Below are 17829 nucleotides of genomic sequence, written 5' to 3' on the forward strand. Positions count from 1 at the left end.
TTTCTATATGACGGTGATGAGCAATCAGGCGCTCTGGCTTTGCAGCCATTGACCCTGTGGCGTGCGGCTGGCGCCGTTCTCGGCGAACATCTGGCCCAGCGGTGTGCGGCTCGAACCGTCCGCAGCGAACATCTGGCCCAGCGGCGTGCGACTCGGACCGTCCGCAGCAAACATCTGGCCCAGCGGCGTGCGACTCGAACCGTCCGCAGCAAACATCTGGCCCAGCGGTGTGCGACTGGAACCGTCCGCGGCGAACATCTGGCCTTGCGGTGTGCGGCTGGCGCCGTCCGCGGCGAGCAAGCCGTCGGTGCCTTGCCTGGCCACCGGGGCGAGCTGGAAACAGGTGCTGCTGTGGCAGCCAGGCTGTTCAACCGCAGCGTTGGCATGGGCGGCTACGCCGGCCAGGGAGAAAGCGATGGCAGTCAGAAAGCGCGATACGTTGTTCATGATGTTTACCTTTCGAAAATGAGTGATTGATCAGTTGTCGTTGTTGCAGCTGTCAGCGAATTTGCTGTAATCGAGTACGCGGGTGGTGCCGGCCGAATCGAGGTAAGTCATGCGCGCTTCAACGATGCCGCAGGCCACCGAGTTGTCCTGCTCCAGCGAGATCACTTTGTGGATATCCAGGTGGGTGCCGTAGGTGTAGGTTTGCGGGGCGGCAGCCGCTTCGGCGCGGGCCGACAGGGTGCAGATGTTCAAAGCGGCAAACAGGCAGGCGGCGACTACGGATTTGTTGTTCATGGCGGTACTCCTCAAGGCTTCATTGGGTTTGGGCCGAGGCGTTCTGCATTTGCCTCGATGGAACCTATTTAAAGCCTGCGAGGTATCGCGTCTGTGTCAGGAACAGGCGCGTTTCATTCGCTGTGTATCCCTGCCACCGCGCGATACAGAGCGATACAAAACCGCGGAAAAATCCTGTTTTTGCGTATCCGTGTATCTGTCGACACGGCAGATACACTGCAATACAAAGGCTGGCAGGCGCGCCGATGCAGGCGCTATAGACTGCATGGCATTCCCTTTCCGAGAGGCTTGAACCCATGGAACATGTCGATCACATTCTCATCGTCGACGACGACCGCGAGATACGTGAGCTGGTGGGCAACTACCTGAAGAAAAACGGTCTGCGCACGACAGTCGTCGCCGATGGCCGGCAGATGCGCAGCTTCCTCGAAGCCAACACTGTCGACCTGATCGTGCTCGACATCATGATGCCCGGCGACGATGGCCTGCAGCTGTGCCGGGAGTTGCGCGTGGGCAAACACAAAGCCACGCCGGTGTTGATGCTGACCGCGCGCAACGATGAAACCGACCGCATCATCGGTCTGGAAATGGGCGCCGACGACTACTTGACCAAACCGTTCGCCGCCCGGGAATTGCTGGCGCGGATCAACGCCGTCCTGCGCCGCACGCGCATGTTGCCGCCGAATCTGGTGGTCACTGAAGCAGGTCGGCTGCTCGCCTTTGGCCGTTGGCAACTGGACACCTCGGCCCGGCACCTGCTGGACACCGACGGCACCATGGTCGCCCTCAGCGGCGCCGAGTATCGCTTGTTGCGGGTGTTCCTCGATCATCCGCAACGAGTGCTCAGCCGCGATCAGTTACTCAACCTGACCCAGGGCCGCGATGCCGACCTGTTCGACCGCTCGATCGATCTGCTGGTCAGCCGCCTGCGCCAGCGCCTGCTCGATGACGCGCGCGAACCGGCGTATATCAAGACCGTGCGCAGCGAGGGTTATGTGTTTTCGTTGCCGGTGGAGATTCTCGGGGCACCCGCATGACCCTGAAGCTGCACTGGCCACGCACCCTCGCGTCGCGCCTGTCGCTGATTTTCCTGATCGGGCTGATCCTCGCCCAGGCGCTGTCGTTTGGCGCGCAGTATTACGAGCGCTACGAAAGCGCGAAGAACACCATGCTGGGCAACCTGGAAACCGACGTTTCCACCTCGGTTGCAATCCTTGATCGCCTGCCTGTCGAAGAACGTCCGGCGTGGCTCACCCGTCTGGCGCGCCAGAATTACGGTTACCTGCTGAGCGAGGGCGATCCGGGCACGCCGATCGATGCCCATGATGTGCCAGTGGCGGTGACTTCGATCACCGAAGCCATCGGTGAGCGCTATCCGCTGACCTTCACCGACATACCCGGGCCACGCCAACACTTTCAGGGCCACCTGCGTCTGAGCGACGGCAGCCCGCTGACCATCGACGTGCGCCCGGCCATGGCCCCGCTGTCGCCGTGGTTGCCGGGGGTGCTGCTCGGCCAGTTGGCGTTGATGATCGCCTGCACCTGGCTGGCGGTGCGCATCGCGATCCGCCCGCTGACCCGCCTGGCCAACGCCGTGGAAACCCTCGACCCCAACGCTCAGCCGATCAAACTTGACGAATCAGGTCCGAACGAAGTGGTTTACGCGGCGCGTGCCTTCAACACCATGCAGGCGCGCATCGCCGCCTACCTGAAAGAACGCATGCAATTGCTGGCAGCGATTTCCCACGACCTGCAAACGCCGATCACCCGAATGAAATTGCGCGCCGAGTTCATGGACGACTGCGCCGAGAAAGACAAACTGTGCAACGACCTCAGCGAGATGGAGCATCTGGTGCGCGAAGGCGTGGCCTATGCGCGCAGCGTCCACGGTTCGACCGAAGAGAGCCGGCGCACCAACATGGATTCCTTCCTCGAAAGCCTGGTGTTCGACTATCAGGACATGGGCAAGCAGGTGCAACTGGTCGGCCACAGCGCAGCGGTCATCGACACCCGCCCGCACGCCTTGCGCCGGGTGCTGGTGAACCTCACCGACAATGCCCTGAAGTTCGCCGGCGCTGCTGAAGTCCACGTCGCGGCGGACGGCGCCAGTCTGTCGATCAGCGTACTCGACCGCGGCCCGGGCATCGCCGAAGCCGAACTGGCGCAGGTGCTGCAGCCGTTTTACCGGGTAGAGAATTCGCGTAATCGCGATACCGGGGGTACGGGTCTGGGCCTGGCCATTGCTCAGCAACTGGCGATGGCGCTGGGCGGCACGCTGACCTTGAGTAACCGTGAAGGTGGTGGCCTGTGTGCTGAACTCGAGTTGCCCATCAACCAATAAGCGCACACATAATTGTAGGAGTGAGCCTGCTCGCGATGGCGGTCGGTCAGACATATTTGCATTGGCTGACACACCGCTATCGCGAGCAGGCTCACTCCTACAATGACTTGTGTTTCACTCAAGTGGTGCCAACCACCCGATCCGCATGCAGCTGTCGCAGCAACGCCAGGCCGTCGTCGACGAACGCGTCACTGGCCGCTTGCCCGGCCTCCTGTGCCAGACCCTGCAAATGCTCAAGGCCCGTCAGCGCCGCAAACTCGCCAATGCGCTGCAACAAGCGCAAGGCCAACGGACTCAGCAGGGAAAACTTCACGCTGAAATCCTCCGTGCGCCGCACCAGCAACAGGGTCGGTTGCGCCGGTGGCGCATCGGGCTGGTTGTGCGGGTCAAGTTCATGCACCGGCCAGACATAGGCCAACGGCCAGGCCAATGCCGAAACCTGCAACGGGCGGTGCAGCAACAGTGCCGGATCCGTCAGCGGCAACACGGGCGCTTCTGATTGCTGCAGAACCATCTCCACCCACTCGTAATGCGCCAGTTCCAGCAAAAACGCCGGCCACTGCCCTTGTTGCAAAACCTGCGGTTGCGCCGCCAGATAATCGACAAACTCTCCGGCGATCTCAGCGAACTTCGGTGTCTGCGCGCGCCAGTCACGTAAAAAGCCACGCACCAGCAAGCGCCAGCGTGGTTCACCGATGATCCGGATCAGCACCGGGAAGGTCGCGCTCAACAACTGCGACAGGTTGTTGAACACCAGCTCACGATAAACCTCGACCCGTGCCGCGTTCATATCGCTGGGCGGCGTCTGCTGTTCGGGATCACGCAGGTAGTGGGTCAGCGCCTGTTGTTGCCGTTGCAGGTTATCCATGCAGGCACCCTCCTGCTTGCAGGTGGCGAATGGTCTGCAACTCGGCAACCAGTTCGGCAAACGCCGGAAAGTTGAAATCCCGCTCCAGCAAGGTCGGCTGGGCTCCAAACCGCGAATAGGCCTGCGCCAGTAATATCCACACAACGGGTTTGACCGAGGCACCGTGGGTGTCGATTTTCAGCGTGTCGGACTCATCGAAATGCCCCGCGACGTGCATGCCCACTACCCGCCCCGGCTCGATGCCCGCAAGAAACGCCTGCGGATCGAAGCCGTGATTGACCGAGTTGACGTAGACGTTATTCACGTCCAGCAGCAGATCGCAATCGGCCTCGCGCAACACGGCGTTGGTGAAGGTTACTTCGTCCATGTCCTGGCGCGGGGCGGCGTAATAAGAGACGTTTTCCACCGCCAGACGCCGGCCGAGGATGTCCTGCGCCTGACGGATGCGCGCGGCGACGTGATACACCGCTTCTTCGGTAAAGGGCAGCGGCAGCAGGTCATAAAGGTGACCGTCATCGCTGCAGTAGCTCAAGTGTTCGCTGTACAGTGGCACGTTGTAATGGTCGAGAAACACCCGCACTTCCTGCAGGAAACCGACATCCAGCGGCGCCGGACCACCGAGCGACAGCGACAAGCCGTGGCAGGACAACGGATAACGCTCGGCCAGTTCGCCCAGCGCCGCGCCATGCGCCCCGCCAACGCCGATCCAGTTTTCCGGCGCAACTTCGAGAAAGTCAAAATCGCCCGGGCGGGCGTTTCGCAGATCGTTGAGCAGACCACGGCGCAGGCCGAGGCCGACGCTGGGTGGCAGTGATGAAAACGGCGTTTGCACGGGGAATGCCTCTGAAGTGGGTTTTACCCAGTTGAAGCGCCGGCTGTATCGCCGCTGTGTGCAACGGACCGCAGGTTTGCAAGCGTGTGTATCTACTGGTGTCCGGGATACACAGCGATACAGCCCCGCCGCTCCCACAGGGTTTTTCATTGTTCACAAAGTCGGCATTACGCCCGGACGGCAGCTAGACTGTTTCATTACCCAGTCGAGGGGGACGCAGGACTTCAGTCGTGCCCTGCCCGTTTCCGCGACCACCGCCCGGTGGCGCACGCCTCGACCTTCGACGCCGCCGGACTGTGATCCTGTTTTCAGGAGCACACATGATGGACGAGGCGAAGCTCAACCAATTCATGGGCAAACTGGTCAGCGACATGGGCGGCGCGGCGATGCTGGCCAATGTCATCGTCGGCGAAGAACTCGGGCTGTACCGGGCGATGGCCGACAGTCAGCCGATCAGTGCCGATGCCCTTGCCGCAAAAACCACCTGCAATCCCCGGCTCGTCCGCGAATGGCTCAGCGCCCATGCGGCATCCGGTTACATGGAGCATCAGGACGGACAGTTCCGCCTGCCGGAAGAACAGGCGCTGGCCCTGGCTGTAGAAGATTCGCCGGTTTACGTGGCTGGCGGGCTCGGCGTCGTGGCGTCGTTTTTCCATGACAAGGACAAACTGGTCAAAGCCATGCGCGGCAATGGCGCCCTGCCCTGGGGCGATCATCACCCGTGCATGTTCAGCGGCACCGAACGTTTCTTTCGTCCGGGTTACAAGGGCCATCTGATCGCAGAATGGTTGCCGGCGCTGGACGGCGTGGTGGCCAAGCTGGAAGAAGGCGCGAAAGTCGCCGACATCGGCTGCGGTCACGGCGCCTCGACGGTGATCATGGCGCAAGCGTTTCCCAACTCGCGTTTCGTCGGCTACGACTATCACGCGCCATCCATCAGCGTCGCCACCCAGCGCGCCGAGGAAGGCGGCGTCAGCAGCCGGGCGAAGTTCTTTCAGGGTTCGGCCAAAGGCTACCCCGGCGATGACTACGACCTGATCTGCTATTTCGACTGCCTGCACGACATGGGCGACCCGGTCGGCGCCGCGCGTCACGCCCATGCAGCGCTGAAGGATGACGGCACGGTATTGCTGGTCGAGCCGTTCGCCAACGACACGCTGGACGACAATATCAATCCGGTCGGGCGGCTGTTTTATGCGGCGTCGACCTTTATCTGCACGCCGAACTCGCTGTCGCAGGAAGTCGGCCTGGGCCTCGGTGCGCAGGCGGGGGAAATGCGCTTGCGCAAGGTCTTCACTGAAGCCGGGTTCAAGCAATTCCGCCGTGCCAGCCAGACACCGTTCAACCTGATTCTGGAGGCGCGCAAGTAACCCGCGCGGGTCGTGCTAACCTGCTGGCATCGTCTTCTCCGGAGCGCTGACCATGCTCGACAGCCCGACCCGCGAACACCTCGACACCCTGCAACAACTGATGGCCGATGGCGATTTTCTGGTGCTGACCGGCGCCGGCATCAGCACCCCGTCGGGCATTCCCGACTACCGCGACAGCGAAGGAGTAAGGCGTGGCCGGCAGCCGATGATGTATCAGGAGTTTCTTGCCGCCCCGGAATCACGCCGACGTTATTGGGCGCGGGCGATGCTTGGCTGGCCGCGAGTGCGCCAGGCGCGGCCGAATGCAGCGCACGAGGCCCTCGCCGGTTTGCAGCGCCAAGGGTTGATCAGCGACTTGATCACGCAGAATGTCGACACCCTGCACGATCAGGCCGGCAGTCATGATGTGATCGAACTGCACGGTAGCCTGCATCGGGTGCTGTGCCTGGACTGCGGCCAACGCAGTGAGCGCGATGCGATTCAGCAGTTGATGGAGCAGCAAAATCCCTATCTGGCCGGCGTCGATGCGGTGCAGGCGCCTGATGGCGACACCTTGCTCGACCCCGCCTTCGAAGCACGCTTTCAGGTACCCCACTGCCCGCATTGCGCGGGTGAACGGATGAAGCCGGACGTGGTGTTTTTCGGTGAAAACGTCGCGCAGCACACGGCGGCACGGGCGATGAACGCCGCGGAAACTGCCGGGGGCATGCTGGTGGTCGGGTCTTCGTTGATGGCTTACTCGGCGTTTCGTTTGTGCCGGGTGATGGCCGATCGTGGCCGGCCGCTGATTGCGATCAACCTGGGCAAGACCCGGGCGGATGAGTTGCTGGATTTGAAGATCGAGGCTTCGTGTGAGCGGTTGTTGCCTTTGTTGGCGTTGGCGCTGGAGCGGTGAGCTTCTGGATTGGGTGTTCGACTTGAAACCGCCCCCCTCACCCTAGCCCTCTCCCGAGGGAGAGGGGACCGATCCGGGGATGTTCGAGTGCTGTTGCGACATGGACGTCTTGCTGGGAATCCGCAATTGGAAAACGTACAACATGGATCCGTAATCGACTCGGTTTTGCAGATCGATGCAGGACGCGAGACGACTCGATCGGATCCCTCTCCCTCCGGGAGAGGGCTGGGGTGAGGGAAAGATCTCACTGTCACGCGAGATCTTCAGCCTTGAAAATATCAAACAACGCCTGCGCCGCCGCCGACAGTTCATTGCCCGGTTCAGTCAGCACGCCGATAGCGCGTTCCACCGAATCATCCAGCGTCAGGCACTGAGCGCCGAGTTCCTGCATCTGTTCAGCGCACAACGCTGGCACCGCGCTGACGCCCAGCCCGCTGGCGACCATGCGCCCGACCGTCGCCAATTGATGGCTCTCGAATTCCACCGGCAACTTCTTGCCCCGCGCCTGCAAATGCTCCTCCAGCATCACCCGTACCGTCGATGGCCGCTGCAAGGTGATGAACGGTTCCTGCAATAACGTCTGCCAGTCGATCTCGGTGCGTTGGGCCAGGATTGAATCCTTCGGCACCACGGCAACGAAGCGATCGATGTACAAAGGGGTGAACGTCAGCGACGTGCTCTGCATCGGCTCAAACGCCACGCCCAGTTCAACCTGGCGGTCACGGACCATTTCCAGCACTTGCTCATTGATCACGTCGTTTACCGTGACGTTGACGTTCGGATAACGCGCGCGGAAGGTTTTCAGGATCGGCGGCAGCAGGTTGCCGGCAAACGACGGCATCGCCGCCAGCGTCACCCGCCCGCGTTGCAGGCTGAAGCGCTGGCGCATCTCGTCTTCGGCGTTGTCCCAATCGGCAATCAGGCGCCGGGCCAGTGGCAGCAGCGACTCGCCTTCAGCAGTCAGCGCCACATTACGCGTGTTGCGGCTGAACAAACGGCCACCCAGGCCCTCCTCCAGCGCCTTGATGGTCAGGCTCAACGCCGATTGCGACAGGTGCAAACGCTCGCAGGCCACGGCGAAACTCAGGCTCTGAGCCACGGCGAGAAAGGCACGGATCTGTTTGATGGTCATGGTCGATGCGCTCCAGTTGTAAGCTACAAGCGTTAAGCGGCAAGCCATAACGCGACTATTGAGCTTTATCAATCAATCAACCTTAAAAATCAACTTAACAAATATATCCTGCGGCGCGACACTCCAGTCATTCGGCTAGCCAGCCGCCCGCAAATAATAAAAGAGGTGCATATGGCAGGTTTCGACAAGCGCGTGAGTTCCTACGAGGAAGCCCTGGCCGGGCTTGAGGACGGCATGACCGTCATCGCCGGCGGCTTCGGCCTGTGTGGCATTCCGGAGAACCTGATCGCCGAGATCAAGCGCAAAGGGACCCGCGACCTCACCGTCGTTTCCAACAACTGCGGCGTCGACGGCTTCGGCCTCGGCGTGCTGCTGTCCGACCGCCAGATCAGCAAAGTCATCGCCTCCTACGTTGGCGAAAACAAGCTGTTCGAAGAGCAACTGCTTAAAGGCGAAATCGAAGTCATCCTGACCCCGCAAGGCACCCTCGCCGAGAAGATGCGCGCCGGCGGTGCTGGCATTCCGGCGTTCTTCACCGCCACCGGCGTCGGCACGCCGGTCGCCGAAGGCAAGGAAGTGCGCGAGTTCAACGGGCGCAAATACCTGATGGAAGAATCCATCACCGGCGACTTCGCTATCGTCAAAGGCTGGAAAGCCGACCACTTCGGTAACGTCGTCTACCGTCACACCGCGCAGAACTTCAACCCGCTGGCGGCGACTGCCGGCAAGATTACGGTGGTCGAGGTCGAAGAAATCGTCGAACCCGGCGAACTCGACCCCACGCAGATCCACACCCCGGGCATCTACGTCGATCGGGTCATTTGCGGCACGTTCGAAAAACGCATCGAACAGCGCACCATCCGCAAATAATTCAGGCTGACGGAGAATAAAACCATGGCACTTACCCGCGAACAAATGGCTCAGCGCGTCGCCCGCGAAATGCAGGACGGCTACTACGTGAACCTCGGCATCGGCATTCCGACCCTGGTCGCCAACTACATTCCCGAAGGCATGGAAGTCATGCTGCAGTCGGAAAACGGCCTGCTCGGCATGGGGCCTTTTCCTACCGAAGAAACCATCGATGCCGACATGATCAACGCCGGTAAACAAACGGTGACTGCGCGAATCGGCGCGTCGATCTTCAACTCCGCCGAATCCTTCGCGATGATCCGCGGTGGCCATGTCGATCTGACCGTGCTCGGCGCGTTCGAAGTCGATGTCGAAGGCAACATCGCTTCGTGGATGATCCCCGGCAAACTGGTCAAGGGCATGGGCGGCGCGATGGACCTGGTGGCCGGCGCCGACAACATCATCGTGATCATGACCCACGCATCGAAGGACGGTGAGTCGAAGCTGTTGGCCAAATGCAGCCTGCCGCTGACTGGCGCCGGTTGCATCAAGCGTGTGCTGACTGACCTTGCCTACCTGGAAATCGAAAATGGCGCTTTTGTCCTCAAGGAACGCGCACCTGGCGTCAGCGTCGAGGAAATCGTCGCCAAAACCGCTGGTAAACTGATCGTCCCGGATCACGTACCGGAAATGCAGTTCGCTGCCGAGTGAGGAATTCGAAAATGCAAGACGTCGTCATTGTTGCCGCCACGCGTACCGCGATCGGCAGTTTTCAAGGCTCGCTGGCCAGCGTGTCCGCAGTCGATCTAGGCGCGGCGGTGATCCGCCAGTTGCTCGCGCAGACCGGTCTGGACGGTGCCCAGGTCGATGAAGTGATCATGGGCCAGGTGCTCACCGCCGGCGCCGGCCAGAACCCGGCGCGTCAGGCCGCGATCAAGGCCGGCCTGCCCCACGCAGTGCCGGCAATGACCCTGAACAAGGTCTGCGGCTCGGGCCTGAAAGCCCTGCACCTCGGCGCACAGGCAATCCGTTGTGGCGACGCCGAAGTGATCATCGCTGGCGGGCAGGAAAACATGAGCCTGTCCAACTATGTGATGCCAGGCGCGCGCACCGGTCTGCGCATGGGCCACGCGCAAATCGTCGACACCATGATCAGCGACGGCCTGTGGGACGCGTTCAACGACTACCACATGGGCATCACTGCCGAAAACCTGGTCGATAAATACCAGATCACTCGTGAACAGCAAGACGCCTTCGCAGCCGCGTCGCAACAGAAAGCGGCCGCGGCCATCGAGGCGGGTCGTTTTGTCGACGAGATCACCCCGATCCTGATTCCGCAGCGCAAAGGCGATCCGCTCGCGTTCAAAGTCGACGAACAGCCACGCGGCGACACCACCGCCGAATCCCTGGCGAAACTGCGCGCGGCGTTCAAAAAGGACGGCAGCGTCACCGCGGGCAACGCTTCGTCGCTGAACGACGGCGCGGCGGCGGTGATTCTGATGAGTGCCGAAAAAGCCAAGGCCCTCGGCCTGCCGGTGCTGGCAAAAATCGCCGCTTACGCCAATGCTGGCGTCGACCCGGCGATCATGGGCATCGGCCCGGTGTCGGCGACCCGCCGCTGCCTGGAAAAGGCTGGCTGGAGCATCGAGCAGCTCGAGTTGATAGAGGCCAACGAAGCCTTTGCCGCACAATCGCTGGCGGTGGCCAAGGATCTGCAATGGGATCTGGACAAGGTCAACGTCAACGGCGGCGCCATTGCGCTGGGTCACCCGATTGGTGCGTCGGGCTGCCGGGTACTGGTGACCCTGCTCCACGAAATGCTCAAGCGTGATGCGAAAAAAGGTCTGGCGACCTTGTGCATCGGCGGCGGCCAGGGCGTGGCGTTGGCGCTGGAACGCGGCTGAAAACGAGCTCGCGGCAGGCGACGGATCCACGACATTCGCTGTTTGCCGGCAACAAAAACCCGGTGTGACTTGCGTTGCACCGGGTGTTTTTTTGCCTGTCCAAAACGTGTTTGGCTGTTCTGGCCCCTATCGCGAGCAGGCTCACTCCTACATTGGAATTGCAAACCCGATCAAGTGTAGGAGTGAGCCTGCTCGCGATAAGGCCAGCTCAGACACCACCCACCTAAGGTTTGCGCAACAAATACGTATCCATGATCCACCCATGCTCCGCCCGCGCCGCCTTGCGCACCCTTTCGATCTCATCTGCCACGTCCGCCAGCCGCCCGCTGATCAGGATCTCGTCCGGCGTGCCCAGATAGGCGCCCCAATAGATCTCTGTTTGCGCATCGGCCACGCGCTGATAAGCATCCTCGGCATCGAGCATCACCACCAGACTGTCCGTGTTACTCACCTGCCCCGCCGCCAGACGCCGTCCGGTGGTGATTTCAATGGAGCGGCCAATCGTGTTCAGCGGCAGCTTGTGCTGCGCCGCGAGTGCCTGAACGCTGGTGATGCCGGGGATTACTTGAAATTCAAAGGCGCACGCACCCGACGCCAATATCGCCTGAAGAATGCGCACCGTGCTGTCGTACAACGCCGGGTCGCCCCAAACCAGAAAACCGCCGCATTGGCCGTCAGACAATTCGTCATTGATCAGCCGTTGAAAGGTGCGCTGCTTGGCTCTGTTCAGGTGATCGACACTGGCCGTGTAGTCGACTGCATCGCGCTCGCGCTCAGGGCTGTGGGCTTCGACGAAACGATAATCGCGGTCGTCGCTGATGTATTGCGCGCAGATTTCCCGGCGCAAATCGATCAGCTTGTCCTTGCGCGGGCCTTTGTCCATCAGAAAGAACACGTCCACCCGATTCAGCGCTTTGACCGCCTGCATCGTGATGTAGTCGGGATTTCCGGCACCGATGCCGATCACCAGCAATTGTTTCATCAGCAAACTCCTGCCACCGCCAGGCCGGGTAGTAGCAAGCGCCAGCGGCCGCTAAAACGCAATTCAACCGTCGACAACGGTTCGACATCGATGTCATGAAACGCCGACCCGCGCATGACTTCGGTCAGCGCTGCGCGAATGACAAACGGATGAGTCACCGCCAGCACATGACCCGGAGTCGCTTGCACACTGGCCAGCCATCCCGCCACCCGCTTACAGAGTTGTGCTACCGACTCGCCGCCATGCGGCGCCGCATGGGTGTCGCGCAGCCAGCTGTTCAGGGCTGCCTCTTCGCTGCGTTGCAGATCCTTGATCGATACGCCACTCCAGTGCCCCCAATCACAATCGCGCAGCGCTTCGTCGATTTGCGCATCCGCACCAAACCACGCCGCCGTCTGGCGCGTGCGCAATTCCGGCGCGCAGAGCAAACGCGGCGCAGTATTGAAACGCGCAATCAGTGCAGTCGGCGCCAGCCCGGTGTTTTCAACAGGCTCATTCGTAGGAAAACACGCCAGTTTCTGTGCGACGGTTCGTGCATGGCACATCAATGTCAAACGCGTTGTCTGCACGGGAAGCGCTCCGGTCGGTCACTGCTGCAATCAAGGGCATGGTTCTGAACCGGCAGCAATTGTGCCGTAAACCGGGGCTGCCGGGTGGATGCCAGATCATCGGCGGCCAACTGGAATGAATTCCCATAAGGCAACTTCTGACGCCGGCATGGGCAATGGACTACAAGACCAGTCGACATTCGTGAAGCCCTTGTTACACGGGCGTCTCGCCCTGTTTTGGTGCCGTTTAAACACGCCGAAAAATTCGCTAGACATGTAGCGCCACTTACATAAATACTGTTTTAACGGATTATGAAGCAGATTCAACACCCCTCATCCAGCAGGAGCCCGGATGCCCCCTCTCAGAGACCTGATCACCGAGCCCGGCCTGGATCTTACGCCGTCCGAGCGCAAAGTCGTTCGCGCCTTGCTCGATCAGTACCCGCGCAATGGCCTGGGCCCGATGGCGCGGCTGGCCGAACACGCGGGTGTCAGTGATCCGACCATCGTACGTCTGGTGAAAAAACTCGGTTTCGGCGGTTATGCCGAATTTCAGGACGCCCTGCTCAGCGACATGGACCATCGCCTGCGCTCGCCGCGCACGCTGTTGCAACCACGCGCCCAGCAACACAAGGACGACGCCTGGAGCCACTACCTGGGCGACAGCCATCGTCTGCTGGTGGAGACCCAGTCGCTGACGCAACCGGAAGACGTGCGCATCCTTACCGACTGGCTGCTCGATGCGCGTCATCAGGTGTACTGCTTTGGCGGACGCTTCAGCAGCCTGATGGCCACTTATCTGCTCAACCACTTGCGGCTGTTGCGCCCCGGTTGCTTTGCGCTGGAGGACAACGCGCAACTGCCTGATCGGCTGTTCGATCTGCAACGCCAGGACGTGGTGCTGCTGTTCGACTATCGCCGCTACCAGACCCAGGCGTTGCGCGTCGCCAGTGCCGCGAAAAACACCAATGCCCGGGTGGTGTTGTTCACCGATATATATGCCTCGCCGCTGCGCGAGCTGGCTGACCTGATCATCAGCGCCCCAGTCGAGTCGGCCTCGCCGTTCGACACCATGGTCCCGGCGCTGGCGCAGGTCGAGGCGCTGATCGCCTGTCTGACGTTGCGCACCGAGAATCTCGCCGATCGCCTGGAAGGCATCGATGCCCTGCGCAACGACTTCAACACCCATTTGCTGGAGGATAAATAAGGATGTTCAGCCTTCCCCACCGCTCGCCGCGTGACTTGCCGTATGCCAGCGACCACACCGCGCTGTTGCTGGTGGACATGCAGCGTGCCTGGCTCGAACCGCAGTTCGATGCTCACCTGACGGGGCCTGATGCCGAGTATTTCCTCAGTCGCGCACGCACCCAGGTAGTGCCAAACCAGCAACGCTTGCTCGCAGCGTTTCGGCAGGCCCGGCAGAACGTCCTGCACACGATCATCGAAAGCCTGACCGCCGACGGCCGCGACCGTTCGCTCGATCACAAACTGTCAGACATGCACCTGCCCAAAGGCAGCGCGCAGGCGCAGATCATTGCTGAACTGACCCCGGCGGAAAACGAAATCGTCCTGCCGAAAACCTCCTCCGGCGTGTTCAATTCGACCAACATCGACTACGTCCTGCGCAACCTCGAAACCCGCCATTTGATCATCGCCGGCATCGTCACTGACCAATGCGTCGACATGGCCGTGCGCGACGCTGCTGACCGCGGTTATCTGGTCACGCTGGTGGAGGACGCCTGCGCCACCTATAGCGCCGAACGCCATCACGCCTGTCTCAACGCGATCAAGGGTTACTGCTGGATCACCGACACCGACACAGTGCTTGGCCGCTTGCAGGAGATGCAGGCATGAGCACGCGCCTGACACCGCTGCCGCTGACCACGCTGGTCACTACTGACCTGATCGGCATCACCCGTGGCCGCTCGTTTCCCACCGATGAACTTGAGCATTATCAAGCCACCGGATGCGGCTGGGTGCCTGCCAACAGCGCGTTGACGCCACAGGACATCATCGCCTCGACCAATCCGTGGGGTGCGTACGGTGACTTGCGGCTGATCCCCGATTTGAGCAGCCGGGTCATCGTCAGCAATGGCCCGGACGCCAATGCCCCGGCCCTGGATTTCATCCACGGCGACATTCGCGAAACCGATGGCCGCCCGTGGGGCGCCTGTCCTCGCACGTTGCTGCGTGATGAAATCGAGCGTTATCGCGATGAACTGGGCCTGCAGGTCAACGCGGCGTTCGAACACGAATTCAATCTGCACGCCGGGTCCGCCGAGCATCTGGCGTTTTCCCTCCAGGCCCAGCGTCAGGGCGCCGAGTTCGGCGGCTGGCTGCTCAGTGCCTTGCGCGCCGGCGGGGTCGAGCCGGAGATGTTTTTGCCCGAGTACGGCAAGCACCAGTACGAAATCACCTGTCGCCCGGCCCTCGGCGTGGCGGCGGCCGATCGTGCGGTGAACGTGCGCGAGATCAGCCGCGAGATCGCCCGGCAACTGGGCCTCGACTTGACCTTCGCGCCGAAAACCAAGGCCGACGCAGTGTGCAACGGCGTGCATTTGCATGTGAGTCTGCTCGATCTGGCAGGCCAGCCAATGCTTTACGACGCCGGCACCAGCAACGGCCTGTCGAGCATTGGCCAGCACTGGGCGGCGGGGATCCTGCATTATTTGCCGGCGCTGTGTGCGTTTACCGCGCCGACGCCGGTGTCTTACCAGCGCTTGCAGCCGCATCACTGGAGCGCGTCCTACGCGTGTCTGGGTCATCAGAATCGCGAAGCGGCGCTGCGCATCTGCCCAACGGTGAGCCTCGGCGGCAAGTCCGTCGCCCAGCAGTTCAATGTTGAATTCCGCGCGATGGACGCCACCGCTTCGCCGCATCTGGCCATGGCCGCGTTGCTGATTGCCGGAAGGCTGGGCATCGAACAGCGTCTGGCGCTGAACGCGATCACCGATGAAATCCCCGATTCACTCAACGACGAGCAACGCAAGGCGCGGGGCATCGTCGCCCTCCCCGCCTCGCTGGCGCAGGCGCTGGAATGCCTGCGCAGCAGCCCCGCTTTAACCGAGTGGCTGCCCAAGCCATTGCTCGACACCTATTACGCCCTGAAAACCGAGGAACTGGCGCTGACGGAACAGCTCTCGCCCGCTGACTTGTGTGAGCACTATGCACGCCTGTACTGAATCCACCGAGCACGGGTTGTACACCCGCCCGGCTTACAACCTGATCCGCGAGGATTCGACACACCCGTTGATTCTGGTGTGCGAACACGCCAGCCGCTATATCCCCGCAGCCCTGAACAATCTGGGCCTGGATGATGCCGCCGCGCAGGAACATATCGCCTGGGACATTGGCGCTCTGCAACTGGCCGAACAGCTTTCCGAACAACTTGGCGCCACCTTGCTGAGCGCCAACTATTCGCGGCTGCTGATCGACCTGAACCGGCCACGGCACGCCGCGGACAGCATTCCGGCGCAAAGCGAGATCTATCAGGTGCCGGGAAACCGCGAACTCGACGAAGCCACTCGTGAATATCGTCGGCAGATGCTGTTCAAGCCGTTTCACGCGCGTTTGCAAACGTTGATCGACGAACGCATCGCCCGCGGGCAACCTGTACGCGTGGTCGGCATTCACAGTTTCACCCCGGTGTATTACGGCCAGCCACGACCGCTGGAAGTCGGCGTGCTGTTCGGCCAGGCCAAGGCCTATGCACAGCGCCTGCTCGACGGGCTCGAGGCGCATCCGCTGAAAGTGGCCGGCAATCAGCCGTACCGCATCGACCCGCTGGGCGACATGACCGTGCCGGTGCATGGCGACGCCCGTGGCCTCGACTCGGTGCTGATCGAGGTGCGCAACGACTTGTTGCGCAGCCCGGAAGCCGTGTCGCGCTGGGCCGGTTACCTCACACCCTTGCTGTAATCGATGTTGCTGTAGAGAAACACCGCTGGCGCTGTAAACGACGGACCGACAACAACTGAAACGACCGATTGGCTGACAAGGAGGTAGGCTTCATGGAAATTGAACAATTCGGCTACAAACAAGAGTTGAAACGTAGCCTGACGCTGACCGACCTGGTGGTGTACGGGATGATCTTCATGATCCCCATCGCCCCGTTCGGTGTGTATGGCTACGTCAACGCCGAGGCGCCGGGCATGGTGCCACTGGCCTACATCATCGGCATGGTGGCGATGCTCTTCACCGCGCTGAGCTACGGCAGCATGGCCAAGGCCTTTCCGATCGCCGGCTCGGTGTATTCCTATGCGCAACGCGGCCTGAATCAACACGTCGGCTTCCTCGCCGGCTGGCTGATGCTGCTGGATTACCTGCTGATTCCGCCGCTGCTCTACGTTTACGCGGCCATGGCGTTAAACCATTTGTATCCCGACATTCCGAAAGTCGGCTTCATTCTGGCATTCCTGGTCAGCGCGACGTTCGTCAACCTGCGCGGCATCACCTTCACCGCGCGGATGAACATCGTCTTCCTGCTCGCGCAACTGGTAGTGCTGGGGATTTTCCTGTTCTACGCATGGAATGCCTTGCACAACGGCGGCGGCAACGGCGAGCTGACGCTGGCGCCGCTGTATCATCCGGAAACCTTCAATTTCGCCCTGCTGATGCAAGCAGTGTCGATTGCCGTGCTGTCGTTCCTCGGCTTTGACGCAATTTCTACCCTCGCCGAAGAAATCAAGGGCGATCCCGGCAAGAGCGTCGGCAAGGCAGCGCTGATCACCTTGGTGGTGATGGGGGTGATTTTCGTCGCGCAAACCTGGATTGCCACCGACCTGGCGGCGGGCATGGGTTTCAAATCCGCCGACACCGCGTTCTATGAAATTGCCGAAATCGCCGCCGGCAGCTGGCTCGCGACCCTCACCGCAGTCGCCACGGCGCTGGCCTGGGGCGTGGCGGTCGCCATCACCTCGCAAGCCGCCGTATCGCGTCTGCTGTTCGGCATGGCCCGCGATGGCAAGTTGCCGAAAGTGCTGGCCAAGGTGCACCCGAAACACAACACGCCGTACCTGAGCATTTATCTGGTGGCCGTGCTGTCGCTGGTGATCTGCTACCTGTTCATCAATTCGGTCGACACCCTGACCTCGCTCGTCAACTTCGGCGCACTGAGCGGTTTCATGCTGCTGCACCTGACTGTGATCAACTACTACTGGCGTCGGCAGAAGTCCGGTCAGATCGTGCGTCATCTGCTCTGCCCGGTGGTCGGTTTCATCATCGTCGCGGCCATCATGTACAACATGGGCGTCGATGCGCAGAAACTCGGCCTGATCTGGATTGCCCTGGGTCTGGTTTACCTGTTCTTCCTCAACAAACTCGGGGCCAGCACCGCGCTACCGGATCCGAGTAACGGCTGACAAGAAA

The 17829-nt window shown here is 61.4% G+C and carries 19 protein-coding genes; 12 read left to right on the forward strand and 7 right to left on the reverse strand.

The genetic code is table 11. From position 1 onward, the window contains the following. Window positions 1-24 precede the first annotated feature (24 nt). Window positions 25-447, reverse strand: a complete 423-nt coding sequence (locus BLU24_RS18535; protein WP_093102574.1) for a hypothetical protein — start codon at window positions 445-447, stop codon at window positions 25-27. A gap of 30 nt (window positions 448-477) precedes the next feature. Then, entirely contained in the window at window positions 478-741 is a 264-nt protein-coding gene (locus BLU24_RS18540; protein ID WP_093102576.1) for a DUF2790 domain-containing protein, read from the reverse strand. 296 nt (window positions 742-1037) lie between these two features. Here BLU24_RS18540 and BLU24_RS18545 point away from each other — a divergent pair, with 296 nt between their 5' ends. Both BLU24_RS18545 and BLU24_RS18550 read left to right on the forward strand, forming a co-directional pair. Beyond that, on the forward strand, window positions 1038-1778 hold the full coding sequence (locus tag BLU24_RS18545; RefSeq protein WP_090282763.1) for a response regulator: 741 nt from the start codon (window positions 1038-1040) through the stop codon (window positions 1776-1778). Then, the gene (locus BLU24_RS18550) at window positions 1775-3082 is read left to right on the forward strand and encodes an ATP-binding protein (protein ID WP_093102579.1); all 1308 of its coding nucleotides are present in this window, start codon (window positions 1775-1777) and stop codon (window positions 3080-3082) included. The genes BLU24_RS18545 and BLU24_RS18550 overlap by 4 nt, the downstream gene beginning before the upstream one ends. 118 nt (window positions 3083-3200) lie before the next feature. Here BLU24_RS18550 and BLU24_RS18555 read toward each other — a convergent pair whose 3' ends face one another. Together BLU24_RS18555 and BLU24_RS18560 are read right to left on the reverse strand one after the other, a co-directional pair. Next, the gene (locus BLU24_RS18555) at window positions 3201-3950 is read right to left on the reverse strand and encodes an HvfC family RiPP maturation protein (protein ID WP_093102581.1); all 750 of its coding nucleotides are present in this window, start codon (window positions 3948-3950) and stop codon (window positions 3201-3203) included. After that, window positions 3943-4782, reverse strand: coding sequence for an HvfB family MNIO-type RiPP peptide maturase (locus BLU24_RS18560; RefSeq protein ID WP_093102583.1), 840 nt, complete (start codon window positions 4780-4782; stop codon window positions 3943-3945). Before BLU24_RS18560 ends, BLU24_RS18555 begins: the two co-directional genes overlap by 8 nt. A gap of 323 nt (window positions 4783-5105) precedes the next feature. Between BLU24_RS18560 and BLU24_RS18565 the strand changes: the two genes are divergently transcribed. Together BLU24_RS18565 and BLU24_RS18570 are read left to right on the forward strand one after the other, a co-directional pair. Then, window positions 5106-6152: a class I SAM-dependent methyltransferase gene (locus tag BLU24_RS18565; protein WP_093106841.1), complete on the forward strand. Its 1047-nt coding sequence runs from the start codon at window positions 5106-5108 to the stop codon at window positions 6150-6152. Between the two features lie 52 nt (window positions 6153-6204). Beyond that, window positions 6205-7047, forward strand: coding sequence for an NAD-dependent protein deacetylase (locus BLU24_RS18570; RefSeq protein ID WP_093102585.1), 843 nt, complete (start codon window positions 6205-6207; stop codon window positions 7045-7047). A gap of 250 nt (window positions 7048-7297) precedes the next feature. On the opposite strand, the gene BLU24_RS18575 is transcribed toward BLU24_RS18570, so the two are convergent. Continuing rightward, on the reverse strand, window positions 7298-8179 hold the full coding sequence (locus tag BLU24_RS18575) for a LysR family transcriptional regulator (protein WP_093102587.1): 882 nt from the start codon (window positions 8177-8179) through the stop codon (window positions 7298-7300). 171 nt (window positions 8180-8350) lie between these two features. Between BLU24_RS18575 and BLU24_RS18580 the strand changes: the two genes are divergently transcribed. From BLU24_RS18580 to BLU24_RS18590, 3 genes are read left to right on the forward strand one after another with little or no spacing between them, the layout of a single operon-like run. Beyond that, window positions 8351-9049 (forward strand): CoA transferase subunit A, encoded by a 699-nt coding sequence (locus tag BLU24_RS18580; RefSeq protein WP_090282756.1) that lies wholly within the window; start codon window positions 8351-8353, stop codon window positions 9047-9049. A 24-nt stretch (window positions 9050-9073) separates the two neighbouring features. Further along, on the forward strand, window positions 9074-9739 hold the full coding sequence (locus tag BLU24_RS18585; protein WP_039762320.1) for a CoA transferase subunit B: 666 nt from the start codon (window positions 9074-9076) through the stop codon (window positions 9737-9739). Between the two features lie 11 nt (window positions 9740-9750). Then, window positions 9751-10932 carry an acetyl-CoA C-acetyltransferase gene (locus BLU24_RS18590; protein WP_093102590.1) on the forward strand — a complete coding sequence of 394 codons (1182 nt, stop codon included), beginning with the start codon at window positions 9751-9753 and terminating at the stop codon, window positions 10930-10932. Window positions 10933-11155: 223 nt separating this feature from the next. Here BLU24_RS18590 and cobF read toward each other — a convergent pair whose 3' ends face one another. Then, window positions 11156-11914 (reverse strand): precorrin-6A synthase (deacetylating), encoded by a 759-nt coding sequence (gene cobF, locus BLU24_RS18595; protein ID WP_093102592.1) that lies wholly within the window; start codon window positions 11912-11914, stop codon window positions 11156-11158. Beyond that, window positions 11914-12483: a histidine phosphatase family protein gene (locus BLU24_RS18600; protein ID WP_093102594.1), complete on the reverse strand. Its 570-nt coding sequence runs from the start codon at window positions 12481-12483 to the stop codon at window positions 11914-11916. Before BLU24_RS18600 ends, cobF begins: the two co-directional genes overlap by 1 nt. Before the next feature lie 331 nt (window positions 12484-12814). On the opposite strand from BLU24_RS18600, the gene BLU24_RS18605 reads away from it, so the two are divergent. The 5 genes from BLU24_RS18605 (at window position 12815) to BLU24_RS18625 (ending at window position 17822) form a co-directional block, all read left to right on the forward strand. Further along, on the forward strand, window positions 12815-13669 hold the full coding sequence (locus BLU24_RS18605) for a MurR/RpiR family transcriptional regulator (RefSeq protein WP_090282752.1): 855 nt from the start codon (window positions 12815-12817) through the stop codon (window positions 13667-13669). Window positions 13670-13671: 2 nt separating this feature from the next. After that, window positions 13672-14316, forward strand: a complete 645-nt coding sequence (locus BLU24_RS18610) for an isochorismatase family cysteine hydrolase (RefSeq protein ID WP_093102596.1) — start codon at window positions 13672-13674, stop codon at window positions 14314-14316. Beyond that, window positions 14313-15644, forward strand: a complete 1332-nt coding sequence (locus BLU24_RS18615) for a glutamine synthetase family protein (RefSeq protein WP_093102598.1) — start codon at window positions 14313-14315, stop codon at window positions 15642-15644. The genes BLU24_RS18610 and BLU24_RS18615 overlap by 4 nt, the downstream gene beginning before the upstream one ends. After that, the gene (locus BLU24_RS18620) at window positions 15628-16380 is read left to right on the forward strand and encodes an N-formylglutamate amidohydrolase (protein ID WP_093102601.1); all 753 of its coding nucleotides are present in this window, start codon (window positions 15628-15630) and stop codon (window positions 16378-16380) included. The genes BLU24_RS18615 and BLU24_RS18620 overlap by 17 nt, the downstream gene beginning before the upstream one ends. Window positions 16381-16472: 92 nt before the next feature. Next, window positions 16473-17822 (forward strand): APC family permease, encoded by a 1350-nt coding sequence (locus BLU24_RS18625; RefSeq protein ID WP_093102604.1) that lies wholly within the window; start codon window positions 16473-16475, stop codon window positions 17820-17822. Window positions 17823-17829: the final 7 nt, after the last annotated feature.

The organism is Pseudomonas sp. Z003-0.4C(8344-21), assembly GCF_900104975.1.
GTDB classification, from domain to species: domain Bacteria; phylum Pseudomonadota; class Gammaproteobacteria; order Pseudomonadales; family Pseudomonadaceae; genus Aquipseudomonas; species Aquipseudomonas granadensis.

Excerpts from the sequence above, each read along its gene's own strand:
- BLU24_RS18535 (WP_093102574.1), bottom strand. The coding sequence starts at position 447 with ATGAACAACGTATCGCGCTTTCTGACTGCCATCGCTTTCTCCCTGGCC.
- BLU24_RS18540 (WP_093102576.1), bottom strand. The coding sequence starts at position 741 with ATGAACAACAAATCCGTAGTCGCCGCCTGCCTGTTTGCCGCTTTGAAC.
- BLU24_RS18545 (WP_090282763.1), top strand. The coding sequence starts at position 1,038 with ATGGAACATGTCGATCACATTCTCATCGTCGACGACGACCGCGAGATA.
- BLU24_RS18550 (WP_093102579.1), top strand. The coding sequence starts at position 1,775 with ATGACCCTGAAGCTGCACTGGCCACGCACCCTCGCGTCGCGCCTGTCG.
- BLU24_RS18555 (WP_093102581.1), bottom strand. The coding sequence starts at position 3,950 with ATGGATAACCTGCAACGGCAACAACAGGCGCTGACCCACTACCTGCGT.
- BLU24_RS18565 (WP_093106841.1), top strand. The coding sequence starts at position 5,106 with ATGGACGAGGCGAAGCTCAACCAATTCATGGGCAAACTGGTCAGCGAC.
- BLU24_RS18570 (WP_093102585.1), top strand. The coding sequence starts at position 6,205 with ATGCTCGACAGCCCGACCCGCGAACACCTCGACACCCTGCAACAACTG.
- BLU24_RS18575 (WP_093102587.1), bottom strand. The coding sequence starts at position 8,179 with ATGACCATCAAACAGATCCGTGCCTTTCTCGCCGTGGCTCAGAGCCTG.
- BLU24_RS18580 (WP_090282756.1), top strand. The coding sequence starts at position 8,351 with ATGGCAGGTTTCGACAAGCGCGTGAGTTCCTACGAGGAAGCCCTGGCC.
- BLU24_RS18585 (WP_039762320.1), top strand. The coding sequence starts at position 9,074 with ATGGCACTTACCCGCGAACAAATGGCTCAGCGCGTCGCCCGCGAAATG.
- BLU24_RS18590 (WP_093102590.1), top strand. The coding sequence starts at position 9,751 with ATGCAAGACGTCGTCATTGTTGCCGCCACGCGTACCGCGATCGGCAGT.
- cobF (WP_093102592.1), bottom strand. The coding sequence starts at position 11,914 with ATGAAACAATTGCTGGTGATCGGCATCGGTGCCGGAAATCCCGACTAC.
- BLU24_RS18605 (WP_090282752.1), top strand. The coding sequence starts at position 12,815 with ATGCCCCCTCTCAGAGACCTGATCACCGAGCCCGGCCTGGATCTTACG.
- BLU24_RS18610 (WP_093102596.1), top strand. The coding sequence starts at position 13,672 with ATGTTCAGCCTTCCCCACCGCTCGCCGCGTGACTTGCCGTATGCCAGC.
- BLU24_RS18615 (WP_093102598.1), top strand. The coding sequence starts at position 14,313 with ATGAGCACGCGCCTGACACCGCTGCCGCTGACCACGCTGGTCACTACT.
- BLU24_RS18620 (WP_093102601.1), top strand. The coding sequence starts at position 15,628 with ATGCACGCCTGTACTGAATCCACCGAGCACGGGTTGTACACCCGCCCG.
- BLU24_RS18625 (WP_093102604.1), top strand. The coding sequence starts at position 16,473 with ATGGAAATTGAACAATTCGGCTACAAACAAGAGTTGAAACGTAGCCTG.